The organism is Pseudomonas khavaziana (assembly GCF_036704165.1).
Classification (GTDB): Bacteria; Pseudomonadota; Gammaproteobacteria; order Pseudomonadales; family Pseudomonadaceae; genus Aquipseudomonas; species Aquipseudomonas khavaziana.
The window spans coordinates 470,644-491,292 of record NZ_CP129946.1; the positions used below are offsets into that span (position 1 = coordinate 470,644).

The following is a 20,649-nucleotide window of genomic DNA, read 5'->3' on the forward strand; positions in this document are numbered from 1 at the left end:
TGCGCACCTTAGGCGTGACTGGGCGTTACGACTTCTAGGTCGGTGCGATAGGTGGCCGGGCTGAACACCCGTGTCACCAGCAGCATCGCCAGCACCGTCACGGTCAACACCACCCAGGCGCTGATAAACGTTCCGGTGAGTTCGCGCAGCCAACCGGTCAGCCACGGCGAAATCGCATTGATCAAAAAGCCCACGCCCTGCACGAACGCCGCCAGTTGTCCGGCTTGGCGAGGGTCGCGATGGTGGTCGAGGGTCAGCAGCAGGCTCAGGGCGAAACACGCACCCAGGCCAAAGCCGATCAGCGCCACCCACAAATGCGGGAATTGCTGCGGCGCCATCAGCAGGCCGAGGTAGCCGACAGTTTGCGCCAGCAGGCTGATGCTCAGCAGTGGGCGCCGGTCGATGCCGCGTTGCGCCAGCACCGGCATCAGCAGTGCGGCAATCACTTGGAAGATGGTCATGAAGGCCAGCAACGAACCGCTTGGCAGCACACCCCAGCCCAGTTGCTGATAGTAGGCGGGCAGCCACGCAACCATGCTCATGTAGCCGCAGTTCACCAGGCCGAAATACAACGCCAGCAGCCAGGCGCGACGGTTGCGCAAGCTCTCGAACGCGGGAGCCTGCTGCAGATTTCTGGCGGCGCCCAGCGGCAGCCAGGCCCACAACAGCAACGCCCCCAGCGCCGGTAGGAGCCACACGCCAAGGCCTGCCTGCCATTGCTGGAAATGCGTGGCCACCACCGGGCTGAGCAGCGCCGCCAGCCCACCGCCGGCCATCAGCGAGGCCGAATACACGCCCATCGCCACCGGCACGCGGTGATGGAATTCGCGCTTGATCATGGCCGGCACCAACGCCTGGATCAGTGCCACCCCCGCGCCGCCGAGCAAGGCGGTGACCAGCAGCGCCGACGCCTGGCCCATCAGCCAGCGCGCCAGGCACGCCAGCAGAATCATCATCAAGCCCAGGGCGATGCCGCGACGTTCGCCTAAGCGGGCTTCCACGCGCACGCCCACCAATGCCACCAGGCCCATGCATATCACCGGCAGGCTGGTGAGCAAGGCGCTGCTCTGGAAGCTCAAGCCGGTGGCCTGGCGAATCTCGCCGAGCAAGGGGCTGATGGAACTGAGGATGGGGCGCAGGTTCAAGCCGAGTACCACCAGCAGGCCCCAGCCGGCGAGGGATTTATTCAGGGTCATGCAGGGTTTTCCACTGGTGATACAGCGCGCTCATGCTGGCGTCGGGCAGGTGCTGAATGGGCAGGTGCTGCGCCTCTATGGGCAGGCCGACCTGTTGGCTGATGGCCGCAGTGGACAGGCCGAACGGTTCGGCCATGGCGTTGCTGGCGGCAAACACCACGCGCTCCACGCCGCACAGGTACATGGCGCTCAGGCACATCGGGCAAGGCTGACCGCTGGCGTAGATCACGCAGCCGTCCAGGCGTGCGCCGAGTTGCCGGCTGGCGGTGCGGATCGCCAGCAGTTCGGCGTGGGCGGTGGGGTCTTGGGTCAGGTGGATCTCATTCACGGCTTCTACCAGCACCTTACCGTGGCGCGTGAGCACCGCGCCGAAGGGCCGGCCGCCTTGGGCAACGTTGGCGCGGGCCAGGGCAATGGCGCGTTGCAGGTGTGATTGATCGTTGGTCATGCAAGCCCCCGAATTTGATGAAAAGTGAAGTATGGTCAGCCGAAGGGGTATGCTGAAATTAAATATAAATATGCCAATCAGTGGCAAACGTAATGGTGACGCCCTTGTTCGATCCCGTGTTGTTGCGCAGCTTTGTTGCCGTGGTGGACTGCGGCAATTTCACCCGCGCCGCCGAGCGCCTGCATTTGACCCAGTCCACCGTCAGCCAGCAGATCCGCCGCCTCGAAGACGCGGTGGCGTGCCAGTTGCTGGACCGCGACCAGCGCCATGTGGTGGCCACCGCCGAGGGCGAGCGCCTGCTCGCGTATGCGCGCCGTATCCTGGCACTGCACGAAGAAGCTGCTGACGTGTTGATCAACCAGCAGAGCGACGGTGTGCTGCGCCTGGGTGTGCCGGAGGATTTCGCCGCCGAGCGCCTGATGCCGCTGCTCTCGGCGTTTGTCGTGGCCTATCCACGGGTGCGATTGGAGGTCACCAGTGGCCTCGGCCCGGAATTGCAGCGCCAATACCGGGGTGGGGAGTTCGATGTGTTGTTGGTCAAGCAGATGGGCGACAGCGACGACTGTGTGGCGTCGTGGCCGGAACCCCTTTATTGGGTCGACAGCCTGAACACCCCTGCGCTGGGTCGCGATCCATTGCCGTTGGTGGCCTTTCCCGTGGGCGGCCTGTACCGCAATGACATGCTCCACCATCTCGAGCGCTGCGGTTGGCGCTGGCGTATCGGCTACTCCAGCGCCAGTCTGGCCAGCGTGTGTTCGGCGGTGGCAGCAGGCCTGGGCATCAGCCTGTTGCCGGAGCGGGTGCTGCAACCCGGCCATCGCATACTCGGCGCCGAGAGTGGCTTGCCCGCCGTTCACGGTGTGCGGTTGGCGCTGTACGGCCGCAGTGGCCTGGGTGCAGCGGGGCAAACGTTGTTGGCTGAATTGCTGGCTTTATGTGCTGGAAACCCGCACTGAGCCATACCTTTGCTGAATATTTTTGCATGCCTTGAAAGCACTGGAACACAACGGCTTGGCGCCAGGCACCGATGACGACTGAATTACAGGGTTGAGTTTTTGGTTATTAATAAATAGCTTCTTATTCCTTAACGAATATATGCCCCGTCCCTATACTGACCAGCAACGTTAAACGCTGCAGGAGGGCACACCATGCACAGCGAGTCGATTCGTTACCTGATCGTGCCGGGCTGGCAAGGATCGCCAGAAGATCATTGGCAAACCCATTGGCAGCACAGCCTGCCCAACAGCGCCCGTGTGGAACAGGCCGATTGGCTGACACCGCGGCGCGAGGACTGGGTGGCTGCGCTCGCCGAGGCGATTGCCGCCGACAGCACACCGGTGATCCTGATCGCCCACAGCCTGGGTTGCATCACCGTGGCTCACTGGGCCGCTACTGCACCGGTACATTGCTTGCGTCAGGTACGCGGCGCGTTGCTGGTGGCCCCGGCGGATGTCGAGCGCCCTGCGTGTGCGCCCGCCCTGCGTAACTTTGCGCCGATCCCCAACAACCTGCTGCCGTTCCCCAGCCAAGTGGTCAGCTCCGACAATGACAGTGCTGTCAGCGCCCCCCGGGCCTTGGAGCTGGCGCGTCAGTGGGGCGCCGAGGCCGGCATTTTGTCCGGCGCCGGGCATATCAATGTGAAGTCCGGCCACCGTCGTTGGGAGCAGGGTTTCGCTTATCTCTATCGCCTGCAAAACCGCCTCGAGCATCATGCTCGGCGCAGTGCCTGACATTTTTCAACGCCCCGTCCCTGAGTGGATTGGGGGCGGGAGCCTGCCATGAGTCAAGAAGCCTTCGGCCAGCCGCTGCTGACCTTTCCCGACGCCGAAAAAAGCCCGCTGAGCATCCGCGCCAAGGCGCTGGTGTTTGTCGACCCACGCTCACGCCAACTGCGTGAAGAGTTGGAAAGCCTCGCTCCGAGTGCTTTGCCCGTGTTGATTCGCGGTGAAACCGGTAGCGGTAAGGAGCTGCTGGCGCGACACATCCACCGTGGCAGTGATCGCACCGGCTTGTTTGTCTCGGTCAATTGCGGCGCGATCAGCCCGACTTACGCCGACGCCGAATTGTTCGGCTACACCGCCGGTAGCTACAGTGGCGCCGCCAGCAGCCGCGCTGGCTGGTTCGGCTCGGCCAATGGCGGCACCTTGTATCTGGATGAGATTGGCGACTTGCCGCTGCCGATCCAGGTGAAATTGCTCTCGGCCCTGGAAAACCACGAAGTCACCCGCGTCGGCGCCCATCAGCCAAGCCCTGTGGATGTGCGTCTGGTGGCCGCCACCAGCATCGACCTGGCCCAGGCGGTGGCGGTGGGTAAATTTCATGAGCGCCTGTTTCATTACTTGAGCGAAGGCCAGCTGGAGCTGCCGGCGCTGCGTGACCGGGTGGGCGATATCTTGTCCCTCGCCGAGTATTTCCTCGGTATCTATAGCCAGCGCCTGGACCTGCCGGTGCCGCTGATCAGCGACGCTGCCCAACGTGTGCTGGAACACCACGCGTGGCCGGGCAACACCCGTGAGCTGGAAAACGTCATTCATTTTGCCTTGCTGGTGAGCAGCGGTGATGAAATCCTGCCCGAGCATTTGAACTTGCCGGTGACGGGTTCACCGCTGGAGCAGGTGCGGCGGATCTATGCCAGTGCCAGCCCGGCCGAGCAAGCATTACTGCGTAAATTCCTACATGAACAAAATGGAATATCAACGTGAATAAAAGATATTGTTCGGGAATAAAAAATCTAGGTATTGTCCCTCCCACGCCGCGATAGCACTTCGCTGGCACCTCACATAAAAACGGTCGTTATAAAAGGACACTGCATGAAAAAGGTTCTGTTGTTTACTGCACTGGCGGCTGCCCTGACTGCCGGCTTCGCCCAGGCCAACGAGAAACTGGTGGTGGCCGCCACGCCGATCCCCCATGCGGAGATCCTCGAGCTGATCAAGCCGACCCTGGCCAAAGAAGGCGTGGACCTGGAAATCAAAGTCTTTACCGACTACGTACAACCCAATACGCAGGTAGCCGAAAAGCGCCTGGATGCCAACTACTTCCAGACCCTGCCGTACCTGGAAAACTTCAACAAGGGCAAAGGCACAAACCTGGTCACCGTAGTCGGTGTGCACGTTGAACCCATCGGTGGTTACTCGAAAAAGATCAAGAAAATTGAAGATCTGAAAGACGGCGCCACCGTTGCCATCCCGAACGAAGGCTCCAACAGTGGCCGTGCCCTGCTGCTGCTGCAAAAGAACGGTCTGATTACGCTCAAAGACCCGACCAACGCCTTGTCCACACCAAAAGACATCAAGGAAAACCCCAAGCACCTGAAGTTCAAGGAGCTGGAATCGGCCTTGCTGCCACGGGTGCTCGACCAGGTTGACCTGGATGTGATCAACACCAACTACGCCCTGGAAGCGGGTCTGAACCCGGCCAAGGATGCGTTGATCATCGAAGACGCCAAGTCACCGTACGTGAACTTCCTGGTGGCGCGCCCGGACAACAAGGACAGCGATGCGATCCAGAAACTGTCCAAGGCCTTGACCAGCCCGGAAGTCAAAGCCTTCATCGAGAAGAAGTACAACGGCGCGGTAGTGCCGGCGTTCTGATGTAACTCAAAAAAACCCTTCAAGGTTTGAACGCCGACGGCTACTACAGCGTCGGCGTTTTTTATGTCTGAACCTTGGAATGCGTTTAAAGGTGGGGCTTGCTCCCGATAGCAGTGGTTCGGTCAGTGCATTTGTGACTGACATACCGCTATCGGGAGCAAGCCCCCTCCCACATTTGATCTCCATCTCATATTTGATCTTCAGTGTGTCAGAGCGTGCGGCTCTCAATCGCCCGGCGCAACGCCACCAACCACTTCACCAGCTCCTGCGGATCAATCGGTTTTGTTGCGTTCATCGTTCATTCCCTCGAAACACAGACGTCTCCAACCATAGCCCGCACCTGCTCAACCCGCGAACCCAGGGGATTATCTTTTTGGGAGATATCAATATGCTATTTAGGTATTTAAATTTTGATTTTTATACCTTTAAAGTTCTCATTACCCGACGTTACCCCTGTCGGAACGGACTGCGTTCGCTGCATTACCCCTGCGGCGTCATGGACTCACGATGACTTTCGATTTCGCTTTTATCCTCAGCACCCTGCCTGCCTTCCTGCAGGCCGTGGGCGTGACGCTGCAAGTGGGCCTGATCGCCATTGGAACCTCGTTGCTGGTAGCGCTGATCAACGCGGCGCTGCTGGTGTTTCGCACGCCGTACCTGTCGCGCCTGGTGGCGCTGTATGTGGAGCTGGCGCGTAATACGCCGCTGCTGATCCAGCTGTTCTTCGTGTACTTCGCGCTGCCGGCCCTGGGCTTGAATATCTCCGGGTTCTGGGCGGCGATCATCACCATGACCTTTCTCGGCGGCGCCTACCTCACCGAAGTGCTGCGCGCCGGGGTGGAAGCGGTGCCGCTGGCGCAGATCGAGTCGGGCAAGTCCATTGGCCTGTCCGATTGGCAGCTGCTGCGCCATGTGATCCTGCCCCAGGCCGGCATTCTCAGCCTGCCGGCGTTGTTCGCCAACTTCATCTTCCTGCTCAAGGAGACCACTGTAGTTTCCGCCGTGGCGGTGCCGGAGATTCTCTACACCACCAAGAGCTATATAGCCCTTTACTACAAGACCTACGAAATGCTCGCCGTGTTGACGTTGATCTGCGTGCTGCTGTTTTTGCCGCTGTCGCTGCTGCTCAGCCGCCTGGAAAGGAGGCTCCAGCATGGCCAGTTCGGGTCTTGAGTTGTTGTGGGTGTCGTTGCCGCAACTGGGCAAGGGCGCCGCGCAAACCCTGTCGATTTCGTTGCTGAGCATCGCGTTCAGTACGCTGGGCGGCGTGTTGTACGGCGTGCTGCGCACCTTGGGTAACCGCTTGATCAACCTGGTGCTGCGGGTTTACCTGGAGCTGTTCCGCGCGATTCCGGTGTTGGTGTGGTTGTACCTGATGTTTTTTGGCCTGCCGATCTTCTTTGGCCTGAGCATCCCGAGCTTCTGGTGTGCGGTGCTGGTGCTGTCGTTGTGGGGTGCCAGCGAGGTGGGCGAGGTGGTACGTGGCGCGTTGCATTCGCTGCCCCGTGGCCAGCGCGAGGCGGGCTTGTCGATTGGCCTGTCCGACCCGCAGTTGTATGGCTATGTGCTGCTGCCCCAGGCCCTCAAGCGCATGACCCCGCCGACCATCAACGTTTACACACGCATCATCAAGACCAGCTCCCTGGCGGTGCTGATCGGCGTGGTGGATGTGATCAAGGTCGGCCAGCAAATCATCGAGCGCACTTACGAGTCGATATTGATCTACGGCGCGCTGTTCCTGTTTTTCTTCTTTATCTGCTACCCGTTGTCGGCCGCCTCCAAGGTGCTGGAACGGCGCTGGGCCCAAGCATGAGCGCATTGATCGAGTTCCAGGGTTTCAACAAATTCTTCGGCGAACAGCAGGTGCTCAAGGGCATCGACCTGAGTGTACAAAGCGGCGAAGTGGTGGTGATCCTCGGCCCCAGCGGCTGTGGCAAAAGCACCTTGCTGCGTTGCCTCAACGGGCTGGAAGTCGCACACAGCGGCAGCCTGCGTTTCGCCGGCGACGAGCTTTTGCGCAAAAGCACCGACTGGCGCCAGGTCCGCCAGGACATCGGCATGGTGTTCCAGAGCTACCACCTGTTCCCGCACATGAGCGTGCTCGACAACATCCTGCTCGGCCCGCTGAAGGTGCAAAAGCGCGACCCCCGCGAGGCCCGTGCGCAGGCTGAAAAACTCCTCGAGCGCGTAGGCCTGGCCGACAAGCGCGACGCCTTCCCGCGCCAGCTCTCCGGCGGCCAGCAGCAGCGCATTGCCATCGTCCGCTCGTTATGCATGAACCCTAAGGTCATGCTGTTTGACGAAGTCACCGCCGCCCTCGACCCGGAGATGGTCAAGGAAGTGCTGGAGGTGATCCAGGGCCTGGCCCGCGATGGCATGACCCTGCTGATCGTCACCCATGAAATGGCCTTCGCCCGCGCTGTCGCCGACCGCGTGGTGTTCATGGAGGCCGGTCGTATCCTCGAACACAACACCCCCGAGGCATTCTTTACGAACCCGCAGACCGCACGCGCGCAGCAGTTCCTGGAGAAGTTCTCCTTTGTTTCAACACTGCCCAAGAAGATCAAGGAACTGGAGCTGATATGAAAAAGTTACTGCTGCCGCTGTTTGCCGTCGCCTTACTGGCCGGCTGCGATAAAAAGGCCGAAGAGCCTGCCAAACCTGTTGCTGCTGCGAGCTATATCGACAAGATCAAGGCACGGGACAAGCTGATCGTCGGCGTGTTTACCGACAAGCCACCGTTCGGTTTTGTCGATGAAGCCGGGCGCTATGTCGGCTTCGATACCGACATCGGCCGCCAATTCGCCAAGGACCTGCTGGGCGACGAAAACAAGGTTGAGTTCGTGGCCGTGGAACCGGCCAGCCGCATTCCGTTCCTGCAAAGCGACAAGGTCGACTTGATCCTCGCCAACATGACCGTGACGCCTGAACGCAAGGAAGCGGTGGACTTCACCAACCCCAACCTGAAAGTCGCCGTCCAGGCCCTGGTGCCCAACGACAGCGCAGTCAAAAACCTGGCGGACCTGGCAACCCGTACTACCATCGTCACCACCGGCACCACGGCTGATATCTGGCTGACCAAGAACCACCCGGACTGGAAACTGCTCAAGTTCGAGAAAAATTCCGAGTCGTTGCAGGCGCTGTCGGCGGGGCGTGGTGACGCCTATGCGCAAGATAACCTGGTGCTGTTCAGCTGGGCCAAGCAGAACCCGGGCTACCGTGTGCTGGAAGAAAAACTCGGTGATGAAGCGCCGATTGCCCCGGCGGTGAAGAAAGGCAATACCGAACTGCGCGACTGGGTGAATGCCGAGCTGGCGAAGTTGGGGGAGGAGAAGTTCCTGCTCAAGCTGTATGACCAATATGTACGTAAAGAGCTGAGCGATGACACCAAGCCTGAAAGCGTGATTGTGGAAGGCGGTAAGTGGCAGGGCTGACTCTCATCCTTGATCGTTCCCACGCTCCGCGTGGGAATGCAGCCTAAGACGCTCAGCGTCTGCTCTTCAACCCCGTTTACTGCGGCCAATGCCAAGCCGGCCCATCCAGAATCCCCTGCCCAACAATCCGCGTCTCCCCCATCACTTTCTCCAGCACAATCGAATTACACCCCTCATCCTGCTGCAACGCCGCAATCAAGCGGCTGGCATGGGACACCACCCACACCTGGCAATGAGCCGACGCCTGGACAATCAAGCGTGCCAACGCCGGCAGCAAATCCGGATGCAGGCTGGTCTCGGGTTCGTTCAGCACCATCATGGTCGGCGGGCGTGGCGTCAGCAGCGCGGCGATCAACAGCAGATAGCGCAAGGTGCCGTCCGACAGCTCCGCCGCCGACAAGGGACGCAGCAGGCCCTCCTGGTAAAACTCGATTGCAAACCGCCCGCCCTGCAAGGGTTGGATATTCAGGCGTGCGCCCGGGAAGGCATCGCCGACGGCGTGCTGCAATGCCTCGGCGTCGCCCACCTCGCGAATGGTCTGCAACGCCGCTGCCAGATCCCGACCGTCGTGATGCAACACCGGCGTGCGGGTGCCCAATTGCGGTTGGCGCACCGGCGCATCCATATCACTGCGAAAGTGATCATAAAAACGCCAGCCACGGATACTCTCGCGTAGCAGCAACACTTCCGGCGAGCCACGCAGGTTGCCTACCTGATCGAACAGGCTGTGATAGTTGGGTGTGTGCTGGGCCAGTACATCCCAGGCGCGGCCGTCACGCGCCCGCACCATTGGCCCGGAACGCTGGACCAGCAGGCTGGCCGGGCGGTAGAGGGGGCCGGCCCAGATGCATTCCTTTTTGATTTCCGGGTCCAGTTTGAATTCGCTGCCGGGAACCGGGATGGGCAGGCCAAGGGAGATGGCGTAGCTGAAATCCTCCCCGGCAAACCCCAGGCGCAGGCGTTTGGCCCCTTGGGCTGCGGTGGCCTCCACCGGCACTTCGCCGCTGTGCATACGCCGAGTGATGGTTTCCGGCCCGGCCCAGAAGGTCGAGTCCAGTCCACCCTCACGGGCCAGAGCGTTGATGACCCCGCCTTGGGCGGTTTCGGCCAGCAGGCGCAGGGCCCGATACAGGTTGGACTTGCCGCTGCCATTGGGCCCGGTCACCAAGTTCAGCCGGTCCAGCGGCACTACCAATTTGTTGATCGAGCGGTAATTGGCCACCGCGAGGGTTTTCAGCATGTGTATTTAGCCGGCATGGGAACCATTGGAGTATGGGATCCTCCATGCAGATAAGGAACCCTGATCTAAGCTCACAGTCGCATACACACTTGTACCTTGCGTCGCGCAAAAGGAGCCTGCATGGGCGGTCGTACTTCGACATTTATTTTCAGCCTTGGCCTCCTGGCGCTGCTGAGTGGCTGTGGCCAAGACAAAGCCGAGCCCAAGCAGCATTCCCGGGTGTTTGTGCAAACCGTACAGTCGGCGGATTTCGCCGCAGCGGTGACACTCACTGGGGATATCCAGGCGCGGGTACAGACCGACCTGTCCTTTCGGGTGGGCGGCAAAATCATCCAGCGCATGGTGGATGTGGGCGACCGGGTGAGCGCCAAGCAAGTGCTGGCCAAGCTCGACCCCAAGGACCTGCAGACCAACGTCGACTCCGCCCAGGCCCAGGTCGTGGCCGAACAGGCGCGGGTCAAGCAGACCGCCGCCGCTTTTGTGCGCCAGGAAAAACTCTTGCCCAAGGGCTACACCAGTCGCAGTGAATACGACGCCGCCCAGGCTGCGTTGCGCAGCAGCCAAAGCGCCCTGGCCGCTGCCCAGGCGCAATTGGCCAATGCCCGCGAACAGTTGGGCTACACCGCGTTGGTCGCCGACGCGCCGGGAATTATCACCGCGCGCCAGGCCGAAGTCGGCCAGGTAGTACAAGCCACCGTGCCGATCTTCAGCCTGGCCCGGGATGGTGAGCGCGATGCGGTGTTCAACGTCTATGAGTCGCTGCTGGTGGAGCCGCCGTCGGATGCGCCGATCACCGTCAGCCTGCTGGATAATCCAAGCATCAAGGCTGTAGGCAAGGTGCGTGAAGTGACCCCTGCCGTGGCCGCCAATACAGGCACCCTGCAAGTGAAGATTGCCCTGCAAAGCTTGCCCAAGGGTATGGAGCTGGGGTCGGTGGTGAGTGCCACGGCCAATGGCCCGGCCAAGGCCAGCATCGAGTTGCCTTGGGCCGCGCTGACCAAAGACCTCAGCGAACCCGCCGTGTGGCTGATCGACGGCGACGGCAAGGCGCAACTGCACAAGGTCACGGTGGCGCGTTACCTCACCGGCAAAGTGATCATTGGCGACGGCCTCAAGGGCGGGGAAAAAGTCGTGGTGGCCGGTGGTCAATTGCTGCACCCCGGCATGCAGGTCGAGATCGCCCAACCGGGAGCCCAGCCATGAAGCGCCTGACGCTTGTACTCACCGCCAGCCTGGTGCTGATCGCCTGCTCCAAGGAAGAAGCCCCACCCGAACCAGTGCGCCCGGTGCTGTCCATGGAAGTGAAGGCCGAAGACCAGGAACACCTCGGCCGCTTCGCCGGTACCATCCAGGCCCGCTACGAAAGCAACCTGGGGTTCCGTGTGTCGGGCCGCATCGCGCGCCGCGCTGTGGATGTGGGCGCCGAAGTGGAGAAGGGCGCCTTGCTCGCCGTCCTCGACCCCACCGACCAGCAAAACCAACTGCGCGCGGCCCAGGGCGACCTGGCACGCGTGCAGGCACAGTTCATCAACGCCCAGGCCAATGCGCGCCGCCAACAAGAGCTGTTCAATCGCGGCGTGGGGGCCCAGGCCCAACTGGACGTGGCCCAGACCGACCTGAAAACCACCCAGGCGACGCTTGACCAGGCCCGCGCCTCGGTCAACCAGGCCAAGGATCAACTCAACTACGCCGAGCTGCGTACCGACCACGCCGGCATCGTCACCGCCTGGAATGCCGAGGCCGGCCAGGTGGTCAGTGCCGGCCAGCAAGTGGTGACCCTGGCGCGCCCGGACATCAAGGAAGCGGTGATCGACCTTCCCGCCGGCCTGGCCGAGCGCCTGCCGGCAGATGTGGTGTTTCTGGTCGCCGGGCAACTGGACCCCAGCGTGCATACCACCGCCGTCGTGCGCGAGATCGAACCCCAGGCCCAGAGCGCCACGCGCACTCGCCGCGCACGCCTGAGCCTGGCCGAAACACCGCCCGCGTTCCGCCTCGGCACCGCGATCAGCGTGACCTTGAGCACCGCCATTGCCCCGCGTATCGAACTGCCCCTGAGCGCCCTGCAGGAAGGCGACGGCAAGACCCGCATCTGGCTGCTCGATACCCAGAGCCAGACTGTGCAGCCCCGCGAGGTCAGCGTCCTTAGCCGCAGCGCCAACAGTGTCTTGCTCAATGGCAGCGTCAAACCCGGCGAGCGCATTGTCACTGCCGGTGTGAACAGCCTGAAACCCGGGCAAAAAGTCAAAATCGACGAGGACAGCCCGCGATGAAAGGGAGCTTCAACTTATCCGACTGGGCCCTCAAGCATCAGTCCTTCGTCTGGTACCTGATGTTCGTCGCGCTACTGATGGGCGTGTTCTCTTACATGAACCTGGGCCGTGAGGAAGACCCCTCGTTCACCATCAAGACCATGGTCATCCAGACCCGCTGGCCGGGTGCGACCCAGGAAGAAACTCTCAAGCAAGTCACTGACCGCATCGAGAAAAAACTCGAAGAACTGGACTCCCTCGACTACGTGAAAAGCTACACCCGACCGGGCGAGTCCACGGTGTTCGTGTTCCTCAAGGACACCACCAGTGCCAAGGCCATTCCGGAAATCTGGTACCAGGTTCGCAAGAAGATCGATGACATTCGCGGGACCTTCCCCCAGGGCTTGCAGGGGCCATCGTTCAACGATGAGTTCGGTGACGTGTTCGGCTCGGTGTACGCCTTTACCGGCGATGGTCTGTCGATGCGCCAGCTGCGTGACTACGTGGAGCAGGTGCGCGCCGAAATCCGTTCGGTACCGGGGCTGGGCAAGGTCGAGATGATCGGCCAGCAAGACGAAGTGATCTACCTGAATTTCTCCACGCGCAAACTCGCGGCCCTGGGGATTGATCAGCGCCAGGTCGTGCAAAGCCTGCAGTCGCAAAACGCCGTGACCCCCGCCGGAGTGATCGAGGCCGGGCCGGAGCGCATATCCGTGCGCACCTCCGGGCAGTTCGCCTCGGAGAAGGACCTGGCCAACGTCAACCTGCGCCTCAATGACCGTTTCTATCGGCTGGCGGATATCGCCGACATCAGCCGTGGCTACGTCGACCCGGCACGGCCAATGTTCCGCTTCAATGGCAAGCCGGCGATTGGCTTGGCCATCGCCATGCAGAAGGGCGGCAATATCCAGTCGTTCGGCAAGGCCCTGCACGGGCGCATGGACGAGCTGACCGCCGACCTGCCGGTGGGCGTTGGTGTGCACAAGGTTTCTGATCAGGCCGAGGTGGTGGAAGAGGCCGTCGGCGGCTTCACCAGCGCATTGTTCGAGGCGGTGATCATCGTGCTGGTGGTTAGCTTTATCAGCCTGGGCATGCGCGCCGGGCTGGTGGTGGCGTGCTCGATTCCGCTGGTGCTGGCACTGGTATTCGTGTTCATGGAATACAGCGGCATCACCATGCAGCGTGTGTCGCTCGGTGCGTTGATCATCGCCCTCGGCCTGTTGGTGGACGACGCGATGATCACCGTGGAGATGATGATCACGCGCCTGGAAAAAGGCGAAACCAAGGAGCAGGCGGCGACCTACGCCTACACCTCCACCGCGTTCCCGATGCTCACCGGTACCCTGGTGACCGTGGCCGGTTTTGTGCCGATTGGCCTCAATGCCAGCTCGGCGGGTGAGTACACCTTCACGTTGTTCGCGGTGATTGCCGTGGCAATGCTGGTGTCGTGGGTGGTGGCAGTGCTGTTTGCGCCGGTGATCGGCGTGCACATCCTCAGCGCCAATGTGAAACCACACAATGCCGAGCCGGGCCGCATCGGCCGCGCCTTCAATGGCGGCATGCTGTGGGCGATGCGCAACCGTTGGTGGGCCATTGGCATCACCGTGGCGCTGTTCGTGGCCTCGGTGTTTTCCATGCAGTTTGTGCAAAACCAGTTCTTCCCATCATCGGATCGCCCGGAAATCCTCGTCGACCTGAACCTGCCGCAAAACGCCTCGATCAACGAGACGCGCAAGGCCGTCGACCGTCTCGAAGCGATCATCAAGAACGACCCGGACATTGCCCGCTGGAGCACCTATATCGGCCAGGGCGCGATCCGTTTCTACCTGCCGCTGGACCAGCAATTGGAAAACCCCTACTACGCGCAGTTGGTGATCGTCAGCAAGGGCCTGGAAGAGCGTGGTGCGTTGATCGCCCGTTTGCAACAGCGCCTGCGCGATGACTTTGTCGGCATCGGCAGCTATGTGCAGCCGCTGGAAATGGGTCCGCCGGTGGGGCGGCCGATCCAGTACCGCGTGTCTGGCAAAGACATCGACCAGGTGCGCAAGCACGCCATCGAACTGGCGACCTTGCTCGACCAGAACACCCACCTGGGCGAGATCATCTACGACTGGAACGAGCCGGGCAAAGTCCTGCGGGTGGATATCGCCCAGGACAAGGCGCGGCAATTGGGGCTGTCGTCGGAAGACGTTGCGCAGTTGATGAACAGTGTGGTCAGCGGTGCGTCGGTGACCCAGGTGCACGACGATATCTACCTGATCAACGTGGTCGGCCGCGCCGAAGACGCCGAGCGTGGCACGCCGGAAACCTTGCAGAACCTGCAGATCGTCACGCCCAACGGCACTTCGATTCCACTGCTGGCGTTCGCCACCGTACGTTACGAGCTGGAGCAACCGCTGGTATGGCGCCGCGACCGCAAGCCGACCATTACCATCAAGGCTGCGGTGCGCGATGAGATGCAGCCTACCGACTTGGTCAAGCAACTGGCGCCGACCATCGAGAAATTCGGCGCTGATCTGCCGGTAGGCTACAAAGTCGCCACCGGCGGCACCGTGGAAGAAAGCGGCAAGGCCCAGGGGCCTATCGCCAAGGTGGTGCCGTTGATGCTGTTCCTGATGGCCACGTTCTTGATGATCCAATTGCACAGCGTGCAGAAGATGTTCCTGGTGGCCAGCGTTGCACCGCTGGGGCTGATCGGCGTGGTGCTGGCGTTGATCCCCACGGGCACGCCCATGGGCTTCGTGGCGATCCTGGGCATTCTGGCGCTGATCGGCATCATCATCCGCAACTCGGTGATCCTGGTGACGCAGATCCACGAATATGAAGAGGCCGGCTACACGCCGTGGGATGCCGTGGTGGAAGCCACTGAACACAGGCGCCGGCCGATCCTGCTCACGGCCGCTGCGGCAAGCCTGGGCATGATTCCTATCGCCCGCGAAGTGTTCTGGGGGCCGATGGCCTACGCGATGATTGGCGGGATTATCATTGCTACCTTGCTGACGCTGCTGTTTTTGCCGGCGCTGTATGTGGCTTGGTACAAAATCCGCGAACCGAAACAGGAACAACGCAGCTAAAAATGTGGGAGGGGGCTTGCTCCCGATGGCGGTGGTTCAGTCAGTGCATCGGTGCCTGGCCCACCGCCATCGGGCGCAAGCCCCCTCCCACATTTTGATGTTCATAGCGCTTGAAAAACTGTGGGATGCTTCCGAAAAATCTACTTGTTGCCCCGTTCAAAGGCTGTATGTCTTACCCTCTCGACCTTGCCCTTCACCGAGGTCGACCCTTATGACCCGCCTGCGCTCCACTTTGCTGCTCTGCGTGCTTTTGCTGTCGCCGCCGACCTTCGCCGCCACCGTGCTCGAAAACACCCTCTGGCGCATCGAGCTTGACCCGTCCACCCTGGCCCTGCGCGTGACGCCATCGGGCCAGGCCCCGGTGCAGGTCTCCAGCGGCGTTGCGGCCCATGTCGTCAGCCAATTGCAGAGCGAACCCGATCAGGCCAGCTGGCAATGGGACAGCGGCGCCTATCGCCTGACCGTACGCCTTGAACAACGCGACCTGGCCTTGACCGTCAACGCCAGTCAGCCTGGCGAATTGCCGCTGCTGCGCCAGCCCGCCGAAGCCATAGGCCAAGGCGTGCTCTGGCCCTTGGCCGAAGGACATTATGTACCCGCCGGCAATGCAATATGGCGGGCTTTCCTGCTGGAGCAGGGCGCGCTCAATACCACACAAGACTTGAGCCTGCCTTTATGGGGCATGGATCATGGCGCCTTTACGCTTAACTGGCTGTTGACCAACCCCTACAACAACCGCCTCGAATGGCAGGCGGACGGCAATGGCCTGGCGCTGTCCCTGGCCCATGAGTTCACCACGCTGGATCCCAATACACCGATGACGCTACGCCTGCACCTGGGCGACGCCAACCCGTTGGCCGGAGCCAAGCGCTACCGCCAGTGGCTGGTAGAGCAGGGCAAATATGAGCCGTTGGCGGACAAGCTGCGCCAGACCCCCGAGGCCGAAAAACTGCTGGGTGCCAGCCATGCCTACCTGTGGGGCAATGACCTGCTGGCCCTGGAAGATGTGCGTGATTGGCCGAAGTTGGTCAAGCGGCTGCGCGATCATGCACTCGCCGCTTTGTTGGATAAAGAGGCCGCCAAGGTGCTGGCGCAGACCACGGCGTTGAATCGTTATGAGCAGACGGTGCTGCTGCGTGGCCTTAACGCCGCGATCAACAAGCAGGCGCGCCAGGCGTGGCAAGTCGAGGAACCAGACATGACGCGACTCGCCGCCCGCTATGGCGAGCTACGCCAGGAGCTGGCGGTAGCATTCACCGGGGCCTTGAGCGGCAGCCCTGAAACCTGGGGCAGCAAGACTATCCAAGGCCTGCGCGATGCCGGCCTGCCTCGCCTGCTGCTGACTCTGGGCGAAGGCTGGGAAGGCGGCCTCTGGCATCCCGAAGCGATTCGCGCCGGTGTCGACGCGGGCTTCCTGATCGCGCCCTACGATTCCTACGAAACCGCTTTGTCCGCGACCGAGAACCCGGACTGGACTACGGCCCACCAGGGCGACCAGGCTTACCGCAACTGCGCAATCATGCTCAAGGACGGCAAGCTGAAAGCCGGCTTCCAGCAGTCCGGCCACTACACCGACCCCCGCTGCGTGCGGCCGTTACTGGAGGCGCGGGTGCGGGCCGTGCAGGCCAAGGCCGGCTTCAACGCCTGGTTCCTCGACGCCTATGCCACCGGCATGCTGTTCGACAGCTACCGGGACGGCGCGTCCATGACCCAGGCGCAAAACGCCGCGGGCAATATCGATGCGTCCCGCTGGCTCGGCGACTCGCTCAAGTTGCCGGCCGGCTCCGAAGACGGCAACGCCACCACTGCCCAGGGCATCCTGTTTGCTCACGGTATGCAAACGCCGGTCATAGGCTGGGGAGATCGGCAGATGACCCAGGACAAGCAGTCGCCCCACTATCTGGGCAACTGGTTCCCGCCGGAACAACCGACAACGTTCTTCAAGCCGGTGCCGTTGAAAGAGCCGTTTCGCACGCTGTATTTCGAGCCGAGTATGCGCCTGCCGCTGTACCAGGCAGTGTTTCACGGTTCGGTGATCACCACCCATCACTGGATGTTCGATAACCTCAAGCTGAGCAATGTGCGGGTTCAGAACGAGTTGACCCAACTGCTCTATAACGTGCCGCCGTTGTATCACCTGAGTGCTGCAACGCTTAAGGAGCGCTTGCCGGTGATTCAACGCCAGGACCGGTTTTTCCGACCGCTGCATCAGCGCTTGGCGACCCAGGAAATGACTGGCTTCCGTTGGCTGACGGTGGACAAGCAGTTGCAGCAAACCACCTTCGCAGATCGGACGCGGCTGGTGGCGAATTTCTCGGCGGTGGAAAAAGAGGGATATGCCGGGCGCAGTGTCACGGTGCTGATGGAGGGCCAGGAGCCGGTGGTGTATCAGGTGAATCAGTAGCGTCTGTGAGGCCTTCGCGAGCAAGCCCGCTCCCATAGGGGAATGCGTTCCAAATGTGGGAGCGGGCTTGCTCGCGAAGGCGCCAGACCGAACAACAAAACATTAAAGTTTACGCCACACACTCGCCAACCAAGGCTGCTGTTCCCGAGGCAACCCGGCCGGCCGGTAGTAATGCTCCAGCTCTTCAAACCCCGCCTCAGTCAGCAGTGCCCGCCACGCCTCCAGGTCGTGATAAGACCCATATCGCGGCCCATTCCAGCCTTCCTGGTTTTCGCCCCTTGGGTTGGAGCTGAACAGCACGCCGCCGGGCTTCAATGTGTCATGCAACTGCTTGAGAACCCGTGGCAGTTCCTGCTTGGGGATATGAAACAACACCGCATTGGCAAACACGCCATCGAAGCGTTGGGCGGGCAGGTCCAGCTTGAGAAAGTCCTGCTGCAGCACTTCGCAGCCACTGTCGTCCCGCGCCATCTGCGCGAAACGCTCAGAGCCATCCAGCCCCACGGCGATATGCCCCATGCGCGTAAAAGTCTGCAAATCCCGCCCCGGCCCGCAGCCGAAATCCAGCACGGTAAATGGCGGCGTGCCCTGGATGTGCCGCAGCAGCGCGTCGATGTTCTGGCTCACATCGTGATCGCGGGTGCCTTCGCGGAAGTCTTCGGCCACCTTGTTGTAATGGCCGAGGGTGGTGGCGGTGATCTGGTTGAGGTCGTCGGGTTCGAGTTTCATAGGGCTGTTTCAAGTGAGAACACAGCAACTATATCCGATGCTTGGGCCGCTACCACAATCTAGGCTTAACTAATCTTCGTAAATATTGTGCCAATTAGGACCGTCCTTATCACAAGGAAATAGGTAGCAAAATTGCCCTACCACCTTCCGCGTTTCAGGTGGTGGTAAAGGCCAAGGTTCAATTTGAAAAGAGAAGGCGGTGGCGTCGTCTAGAACAAGTTTAGAAATTACCTCCCCTGTCAGCGACGGGGTGCCTGCCGCAGTACCGCTTATAGCGACCATAAATAACAATGCAACGGATGCAAGGCTGTTCGACGTCATGAGTTTTGACATGGTTTTTCCCTGAAGTTAGATGTCGTTGGCATGAAGTGGCGTTTGCTGCCTTATGTGTTGATGCACTCAGGGCAATCCCGCTGCTACTGCATCCATGTCCTGAGTGTTGTTGATGTTCACGCCACCTGCGTAGCCTCCGCTTTGAGAGAAGGTGTCTAGCCAATTTTTTTTGCCTCCACCTATCGAAGCGAGACAGTTGGTGGTCGCAGGGTTTCCACCGGTTGCGGGGTACCAGATACAGCCGGTGATGTACTGATCAACATCGCTGTTGAGCGCGACGGTGTTGTTATCGGCGATACCGAACGCTTGGGTCGACACCGCTCCCGTCGGAGGCTGAATCAGCTGAATGCCCGCCAACCCCGCTGGGGGAATCCACGTTAAGTCGCTCACTCTACCGGTGTCGTCCTGTCGTGATGCCAGCACAATTCCCGCGTTGTTGATTGCGCGTCCGGCATTTTTGGACTTGATAGAAAGGGTCAAGGTCAGAGGCGCTGTCGTCGGCGTCATCCAGGCTGCGGTTCGGACCGGGTTGGTGGCGGTATCGGGGTACTCGCAGTAACCCACCGATTGCAGTGCGTTATTGAGTCCTTTGACATAGCAACGATTGGCTCCAGTCGCTATGGGTAAAGAGCTTATGGTATAGGTCGTGACGTTAGCCTTAGCTACTTGGGGAATTGTGATGCCGTTGGTGCTGGGACAGTTCATGGCAATGCTGGGGTAGCCATTCGACAGGCTGTCACTGACCCCCACTGGAACGCATTTATCGTTGTAACCAAGCAGTCCAAGCAGCGAAGAAAATACCCGCTTAGGCGTGTCATCCCCTGCGAGCCATATGACGGTAGATAGCTCCTGATTACTGCTGATACTCCATCCAACCATATCCCCGCGTTGATTGGACGCCATGATGATTGTCTTTACGTCCGCGGCACGCAGCGGCAGCACTACCCCAGGAAGCGGCTTGAGAGCTGTCGGAATACTGTTTGGAGTGGTGGCGTTCCAGATCACGGCGGTGTTGACATTATTTTCATTCTTGCAAGCACCGCCGATCCACCCGGCGTTCGAGATATTGAGGGCGCGACAAGGCTGTCCAACAACCAATGGCTTGAGCGCTACTTGTGAGTTCTCTGTGTTCGTATCTGCTAACCAAGGGACGTTGTTGGCGCTGGCACTGGCCGGCGTGCAATTGCCAACAGCGATACCATTGTCGTTGATGCCGGAGGTTTTGCATTGGGCTCCCGCTTCATGCCCTAGGTTGGTGTAGGCGGCAGCGTTGACGGTCAAACTGACCGTGCTCAGTAAAATACAACCCGCAAACCCTAAAGAGTGCATTTTCATCATCAGCCCATCCTTGGTGAGAGATTCCGTCTGATTAGATACGCACAGAAAACAACCAACAACTGTCAGAGTTAACAGGTATAGGCGAGTGGATTCAGCGTTTGCTCCGGGCCTTTGCTGACCATCAGCTGGATCGTGGCGATTATGGTGGCAGTGCTGGCCTATGTCGGCATCATCATTCGTGCCCGGCCCGCCCATGTTGCCCTGGGTGAGCTGTCCGGCGAATTCTGGCTGGCCTGTGCTGGCGCCGGGGCTGCGGCGCCTGCCTGGTGGTGTGCATGCGCGATCACAAGAACCCGGTGGCGTTCGCATCACTGGCGGCCTTTGCGCTCATTGTTTCCTTGGACTGATCCCCGCGAGCGGGTCGAAATTGGGCGGCTTGCCGCTGCAAGGTTTCGCTTCGGGAGGGCGTGTATGTACGCTGATGAGTTGGTCGGACGGGGCCAAGGTCCCCGGCGTGCTGATAGACGCCGCCCACCCGCAGCGCAGCGTGAAACTGCGGGTGATGGCCGACTCGGACGGCAGTTATGTCGTGCGCCCCTGGCAGGCCAAGGAACAAACCGTCAGCTTCGTGCCCCATGCCAGCGTGGCCCAATTGGATGAGTGCCCCTGAC

The 20,649-nt window shown here is 60.9% G+C and carries 18 protein-coding genes; 13 read left to right on the forward strand and 5 right to left on the reverse strand.

Annotation, left to right across the window (positions count from 1 at the left end; all coding sequences use genetic code 11):
- Window positions 1-8 precede the first annotated feature (8 nt).
- Both QYQ93_RS02035 and QYQ93_RS02040 read right to left on the reverse strand, forming a co-directional pair.
- Complete coding sequence (locus QYQ93_RS02035; protein ID WP_338476190.1) at window positions 9-1,196, reverse strand: CynX/NimT family MFS transporter; 1,188 nt, start codon at window positions 1,194-1,196, stop codon at window positions 9-11.
- On the reverse strand, window positions 1,183-1,644 hold the full coding sequence (locus tag QYQ93_RS02040; protein WP_043050832.1) for a nucleoside deaminase: 462 nt from the start codon (window positions 1,642-1,644) through the stop codon (window positions 1,183-1,185). Before QYQ93_RS02040 ends, QYQ93_RS02035 begins: the two co-directional genes overlap by 14 nt.
- Window positions 1,645-1,748: 104 nt before the next feature.
- Between QYQ93_RS02040 and QYQ93_RS02045 the strand changes: the two genes are divergently transcribed.
- From QYQ93_RS02045 to QYQ93_RS02080, 8 genes are all read left to right on the forward strand, one after another.
- Window positions 1,749-2,600, forward strand: a complete 852-nt coding sequence (locus QYQ93_RS02045) for a LysR family transcriptional regulator (protein WP_043050844.1) — start codon at window positions 1,749-1,751, stop codon at window positions 2,598-2,600.
- Between the two features lie 192 nt (window positions 2,601-2,792).
- On the forward strand, window positions 2,793-3,374 hold the full coding sequence (locus QYQ93_RS02050; protein WP_043050833.1) for an alpha/beta hydrolase: 582 nt from the start codon (window positions 2,793-2,795) through the stop codon (window positions 3,372-3,374).
- A 48-nt stretch (window positions 3,375-3,422) separates the two neighbouring features.
- A complete protein-coding gene (locus tag QYQ93_RS02055) occupies window positions 3,423-4,346 on the forward strand; it encodes a sigma 54-interacting transcriptional regulator (protein WP_043050834.1) in 924 nt (307 codons plus the stop codon).
- A gap of 108 nt (window positions 4,347-4,454) precedes the next feature.
- Entirely contained in the window at window positions 4,455-5,237 is a 783-nt protein-coding gene (locus QYQ93_RS02060) for a MetQ/NlpA family ABC transporter substrate-binding protein (RefSeq protein WP_043050835.1), read from the forward strand.
- A 507-nt stretch (window positions 5,238-5,744) separates the two neighbouring features.
- A complete protein-coding gene (locus QYQ93_RS02065; RefSeq protein WP_005783759.1) occupies window positions 5,745-6,410 on the forward strand; it encodes an amino acid ABC transporter permease in 666 nt (221 codons plus the stop codon).
- Window positions 6,391-7,050 (forward strand): amino acid ABC transporter permease, encoded by a 660-nt coding sequence (locus tag QYQ93_RS02070; RefSeq protein WP_043050836.1) that lies wholly within the window; start codon window positions 6,391-6,393, stop codon window positions 7,048-7,050. Before QYQ93_RS02065 ends, QYQ93_RS02070 begins: the two co-directional genes overlap by 20 nt.
- Window positions 7,047-7,823, forward strand: a complete 777-nt coding sequence (locus QYQ93_RS02075; RefSeq protein ID WP_043050837.1) for an amino acid ABC transporter ATP-binding protein — start codon at window positions 7,047-7,049, stop codon at window positions 7,821-7,823. The genes QYQ93_RS02070 and QYQ93_RS02075 overlap by 4 nt, the downstream gene beginning before the upstream one ends.
- Window positions 7,820-8,671 (forward strand): transporter substrate-binding domain-containing protein, encoded by an 852-nt coding sequence (locus QYQ93_RS02080; RefSeq protein ID WP_043050838.1) that lies wholly within the window; start codon window positions 7,820-7,822, stop codon window positions 8,669-8,671. The genes QYQ93_RS02075 and QYQ93_RS02080 overlap by 4 nt, the downstream gene beginning before the upstream one ends.
- A gap of 76 nt (window positions 8,672-8,747) precedes the next feature.
- On the opposite strand, the gene QYQ93_RS02085 is transcribed toward QYQ93_RS02080, so the two are convergent.
- The gene (locus tag QYQ93_RS02085; RefSeq protein WP_043050839.1) at window positions 8,748-9,911 is read right to left on the reverse strand and encodes an AAA family ATPase; all 1,164 of its coding nucleotides are present in this window, start codon (window positions 9,909-9,911) and stop codon (window positions 8,748-8,750) included.
- Between the two features lie 120 nt (window positions 9,912-10,031).
- Here QYQ93_RS02085 and QYQ93_RS02090 point away from each other — a divergent pair, with 120 nt between their 5' ends.
- The 4 genes from QYQ93_RS02090 (at window position 10,032) to QYQ93_RS02105 (ending at window position 17,638) form a co-directional block, all read left to right on the forward strand.
- On the forward strand, window positions 10,032-11,114 hold the full coding sequence (locus tag QYQ93_RS02090) for an efflux RND transporter periplasmic adaptor subunit (protein ID WP_217881127.1): 1,083 nt from the start codon (window positions 10,032-10,034) through the stop codon (window positions 11,112-11,114).
- Window positions 11,111-12,181, forward strand: coding sequence for an efflux RND transporter periplasmic adaptor subunit (locus tag QYQ93_RS02095; protein ID WP_338476199.1), 1,071 nt, complete (start codon window positions 11,111-11,113; stop codon window positions 12,179-12,181). Before QYQ93_RS02090 ends, QYQ93_RS02095 begins: the two co-directional genes overlap by 4 nt.
- Window positions 12,178-15,234 (forward strand): efflux RND transporter permease subunit, encoded by a 3,057-nt coding sequence (locus QYQ93_RS02100; protein ID WP_043050842.1) that lies wholly within the window; start codon window positions 12,178-12,180, stop codon window positions 15,232-15,234. Before QYQ93_RS02095 ends, QYQ93_RS02100 begins: the two co-directional genes overlap by 4 nt.
- A 211-nt stretch (window positions 15,235-15,445) precedes the next feature.
- The gene (locus tag QYQ93_RS02105) at window positions 15,446-17,638 is read left to right on the forward strand and encodes a glycoside hydrolase (protein WP_338476202.1); all 2,193 of its coding nucleotides are present in this window, start codon (window positions 15,446-15,448) and stop codon (window positions 17,636-17,638) included.
- A 102-nt stretch (window positions 17,639-17,740) separates the two neighbouring features.
- Here the strand turns inward: QYQ93_RS02105 and QYQ93_RS02110 are convergent, their stop codons facing one another.
- Complete coding sequence (locus QYQ93_RS02110; protein ID WP_338476205.1) at window positions 17,741-18,367, reverse strand: class I SAM-dependent methyltransferase; 627 nt, start codon at window positions 18,365-18,367, stop codon at window positions 17,741-17,743.
- A 399-nt stretch (window positions 18,368-18,766) separates the two neighbouring features.
- Window positions 18,767-20,038 carry a hypothetical protein gene (locus QYQ93_RS02115; protein WP_338476207.1) on the reverse strand — a complete coding sequence of 424 codons (1,272 nt, stop codon included), beginning with the start codon at window positions 20,036-20,038 and terminating at the stop codon, window positions 18,767-18,769.
- 421 nt (window positions 20,039-20,459) lie between these two features.
- Between QYQ93_RS02115 and QYQ93_RS02120 the strand changes: the two genes are divergently transcribed.
- Window positions 20,460-20,648, forward strand: a complete 189-nt coding sequence (locus QYQ93_RS02120; protein ID WP_338476209.1) for a hypothetical protein — start codon at window positions 20,460-20,462, stop codon at window positions 20,646-20,648.
- Window position 20,649 lies beyond the last annotated feature (1 nt).

Coding starts and splice junctions, on each gene's coding strand:
- QYQ93_RS02035 (WP_338476190.1), bottom strand. CDS start 1,196: ATGACCCTGAATAAATCCCTCGCCGGCTGGGGCCTGCTGGTGGTACTC.
- QYQ93_RS02040 (WP_043050832.1), bottom strand. CDS start 1,644: ATGACCAACGATCAATCACACCTGCAACGCGCCATTGCCCTGGCCCGC.
- QYQ93_RS02050 (WP_043050833.1), top strand. CDS start 2,793: ATGCACAGCGAGTCGATTCGTTACCTGATCGTGCCGGGCTGGCAAGGA.
- QYQ93_RS02055 (WP_043050834.1), top strand. CDS start 3,423: ATGAGTCAAGAAGCCTTCGGCCAGCCGCTGCTGACCTTTCCCGACGCC.
- QYQ93_RS02060 (WP_043050835.1), top strand. CDS start 4,455: ATGAAAAAGGTTCTGTTGTTTACTGCACTGGCGGCTGCCCTGACTGCC.
- QYQ93_RS02065 (WP_005783759.1), top strand. CDS start 5,745: ATGACTTTCGATTTCGCTTTTATCCTCAGCACCCTGCCTGCCTTCCTG.
- QYQ93_RS02070 (WP_043050836.1), top strand. CDS start 6,391: ATGGCCAGTTCGGGTCTTGAGTTGTTGTGGGTGTCGTTGCCGCAACTG.
- QYQ93_RS02075 (WP_043050837.1), top strand. CDS start 7,047: ATGAGCGCATTGATCGAGTTCCAGGGTTTCAACAAATTCTTCGGCGAA.
- QYQ93_RS02080 (WP_043050838.1), top strand. CDS start 7,820: ATGAAAAAGTTACTGCTGCCGCTGTTTGCCGTCGCCTTACTGGCCGGC.
- QYQ93_RS02085 (WP_043050839.1), bottom strand. CDS start 9,911: ATGCTGAAAACCCTCGCGGTGGCCAATTACCGCTCGATCAACAAATTG.
- QYQ93_RS02090 (WP_217881127.1), top strand. CDS start 10,032: ATGGGCGGTCGTACTTCGACATTTATTTTCAGCCTTGGCCTCCTGGCG.
- QYQ93_RS02095 (WP_338476199.1), top strand. CDS start 11,111: ATGAAGCGCCTGACGCTTGTACTCACCGCCAGCCTGGTGCTGATCGCC.
- QYQ93_RS02100 (WP_043050842.1), top strand. CDS start 12,178: ATGAAAGGGAGCTTCAACTTATCCGACTGGGCCCTCAAGCATCAGTCC.
- QYQ93_RS02105 (WP_338476202.1), top strand. CDS start 15,446: ATGACCCGCCTGCGCTCCACTTTGCTGCTCTGCGTGCTTTTGCTGTCG.
- QYQ93_RS02110 (WP_338476205.1), bottom strand. CDS start 18,367: ATGAAACTCGAACCCGACGACCTCAACCAGATCACCGCCACCACCCTC.
- QYQ93_RS02115 (WP_338476207.1), bottom strand. CDS start 20,038: ATGATGAAAATGCACTCTTTAGGGTTTGCGGGTTGTATTTTACTGAGC.
- QYQ93_RS02120 (WP_338476209.1), top strand. CDS start 20,460: ATGAGTTGGTCGGACGGGGCCAAGGTCCCCGGCGTGCTGATAGACGCC.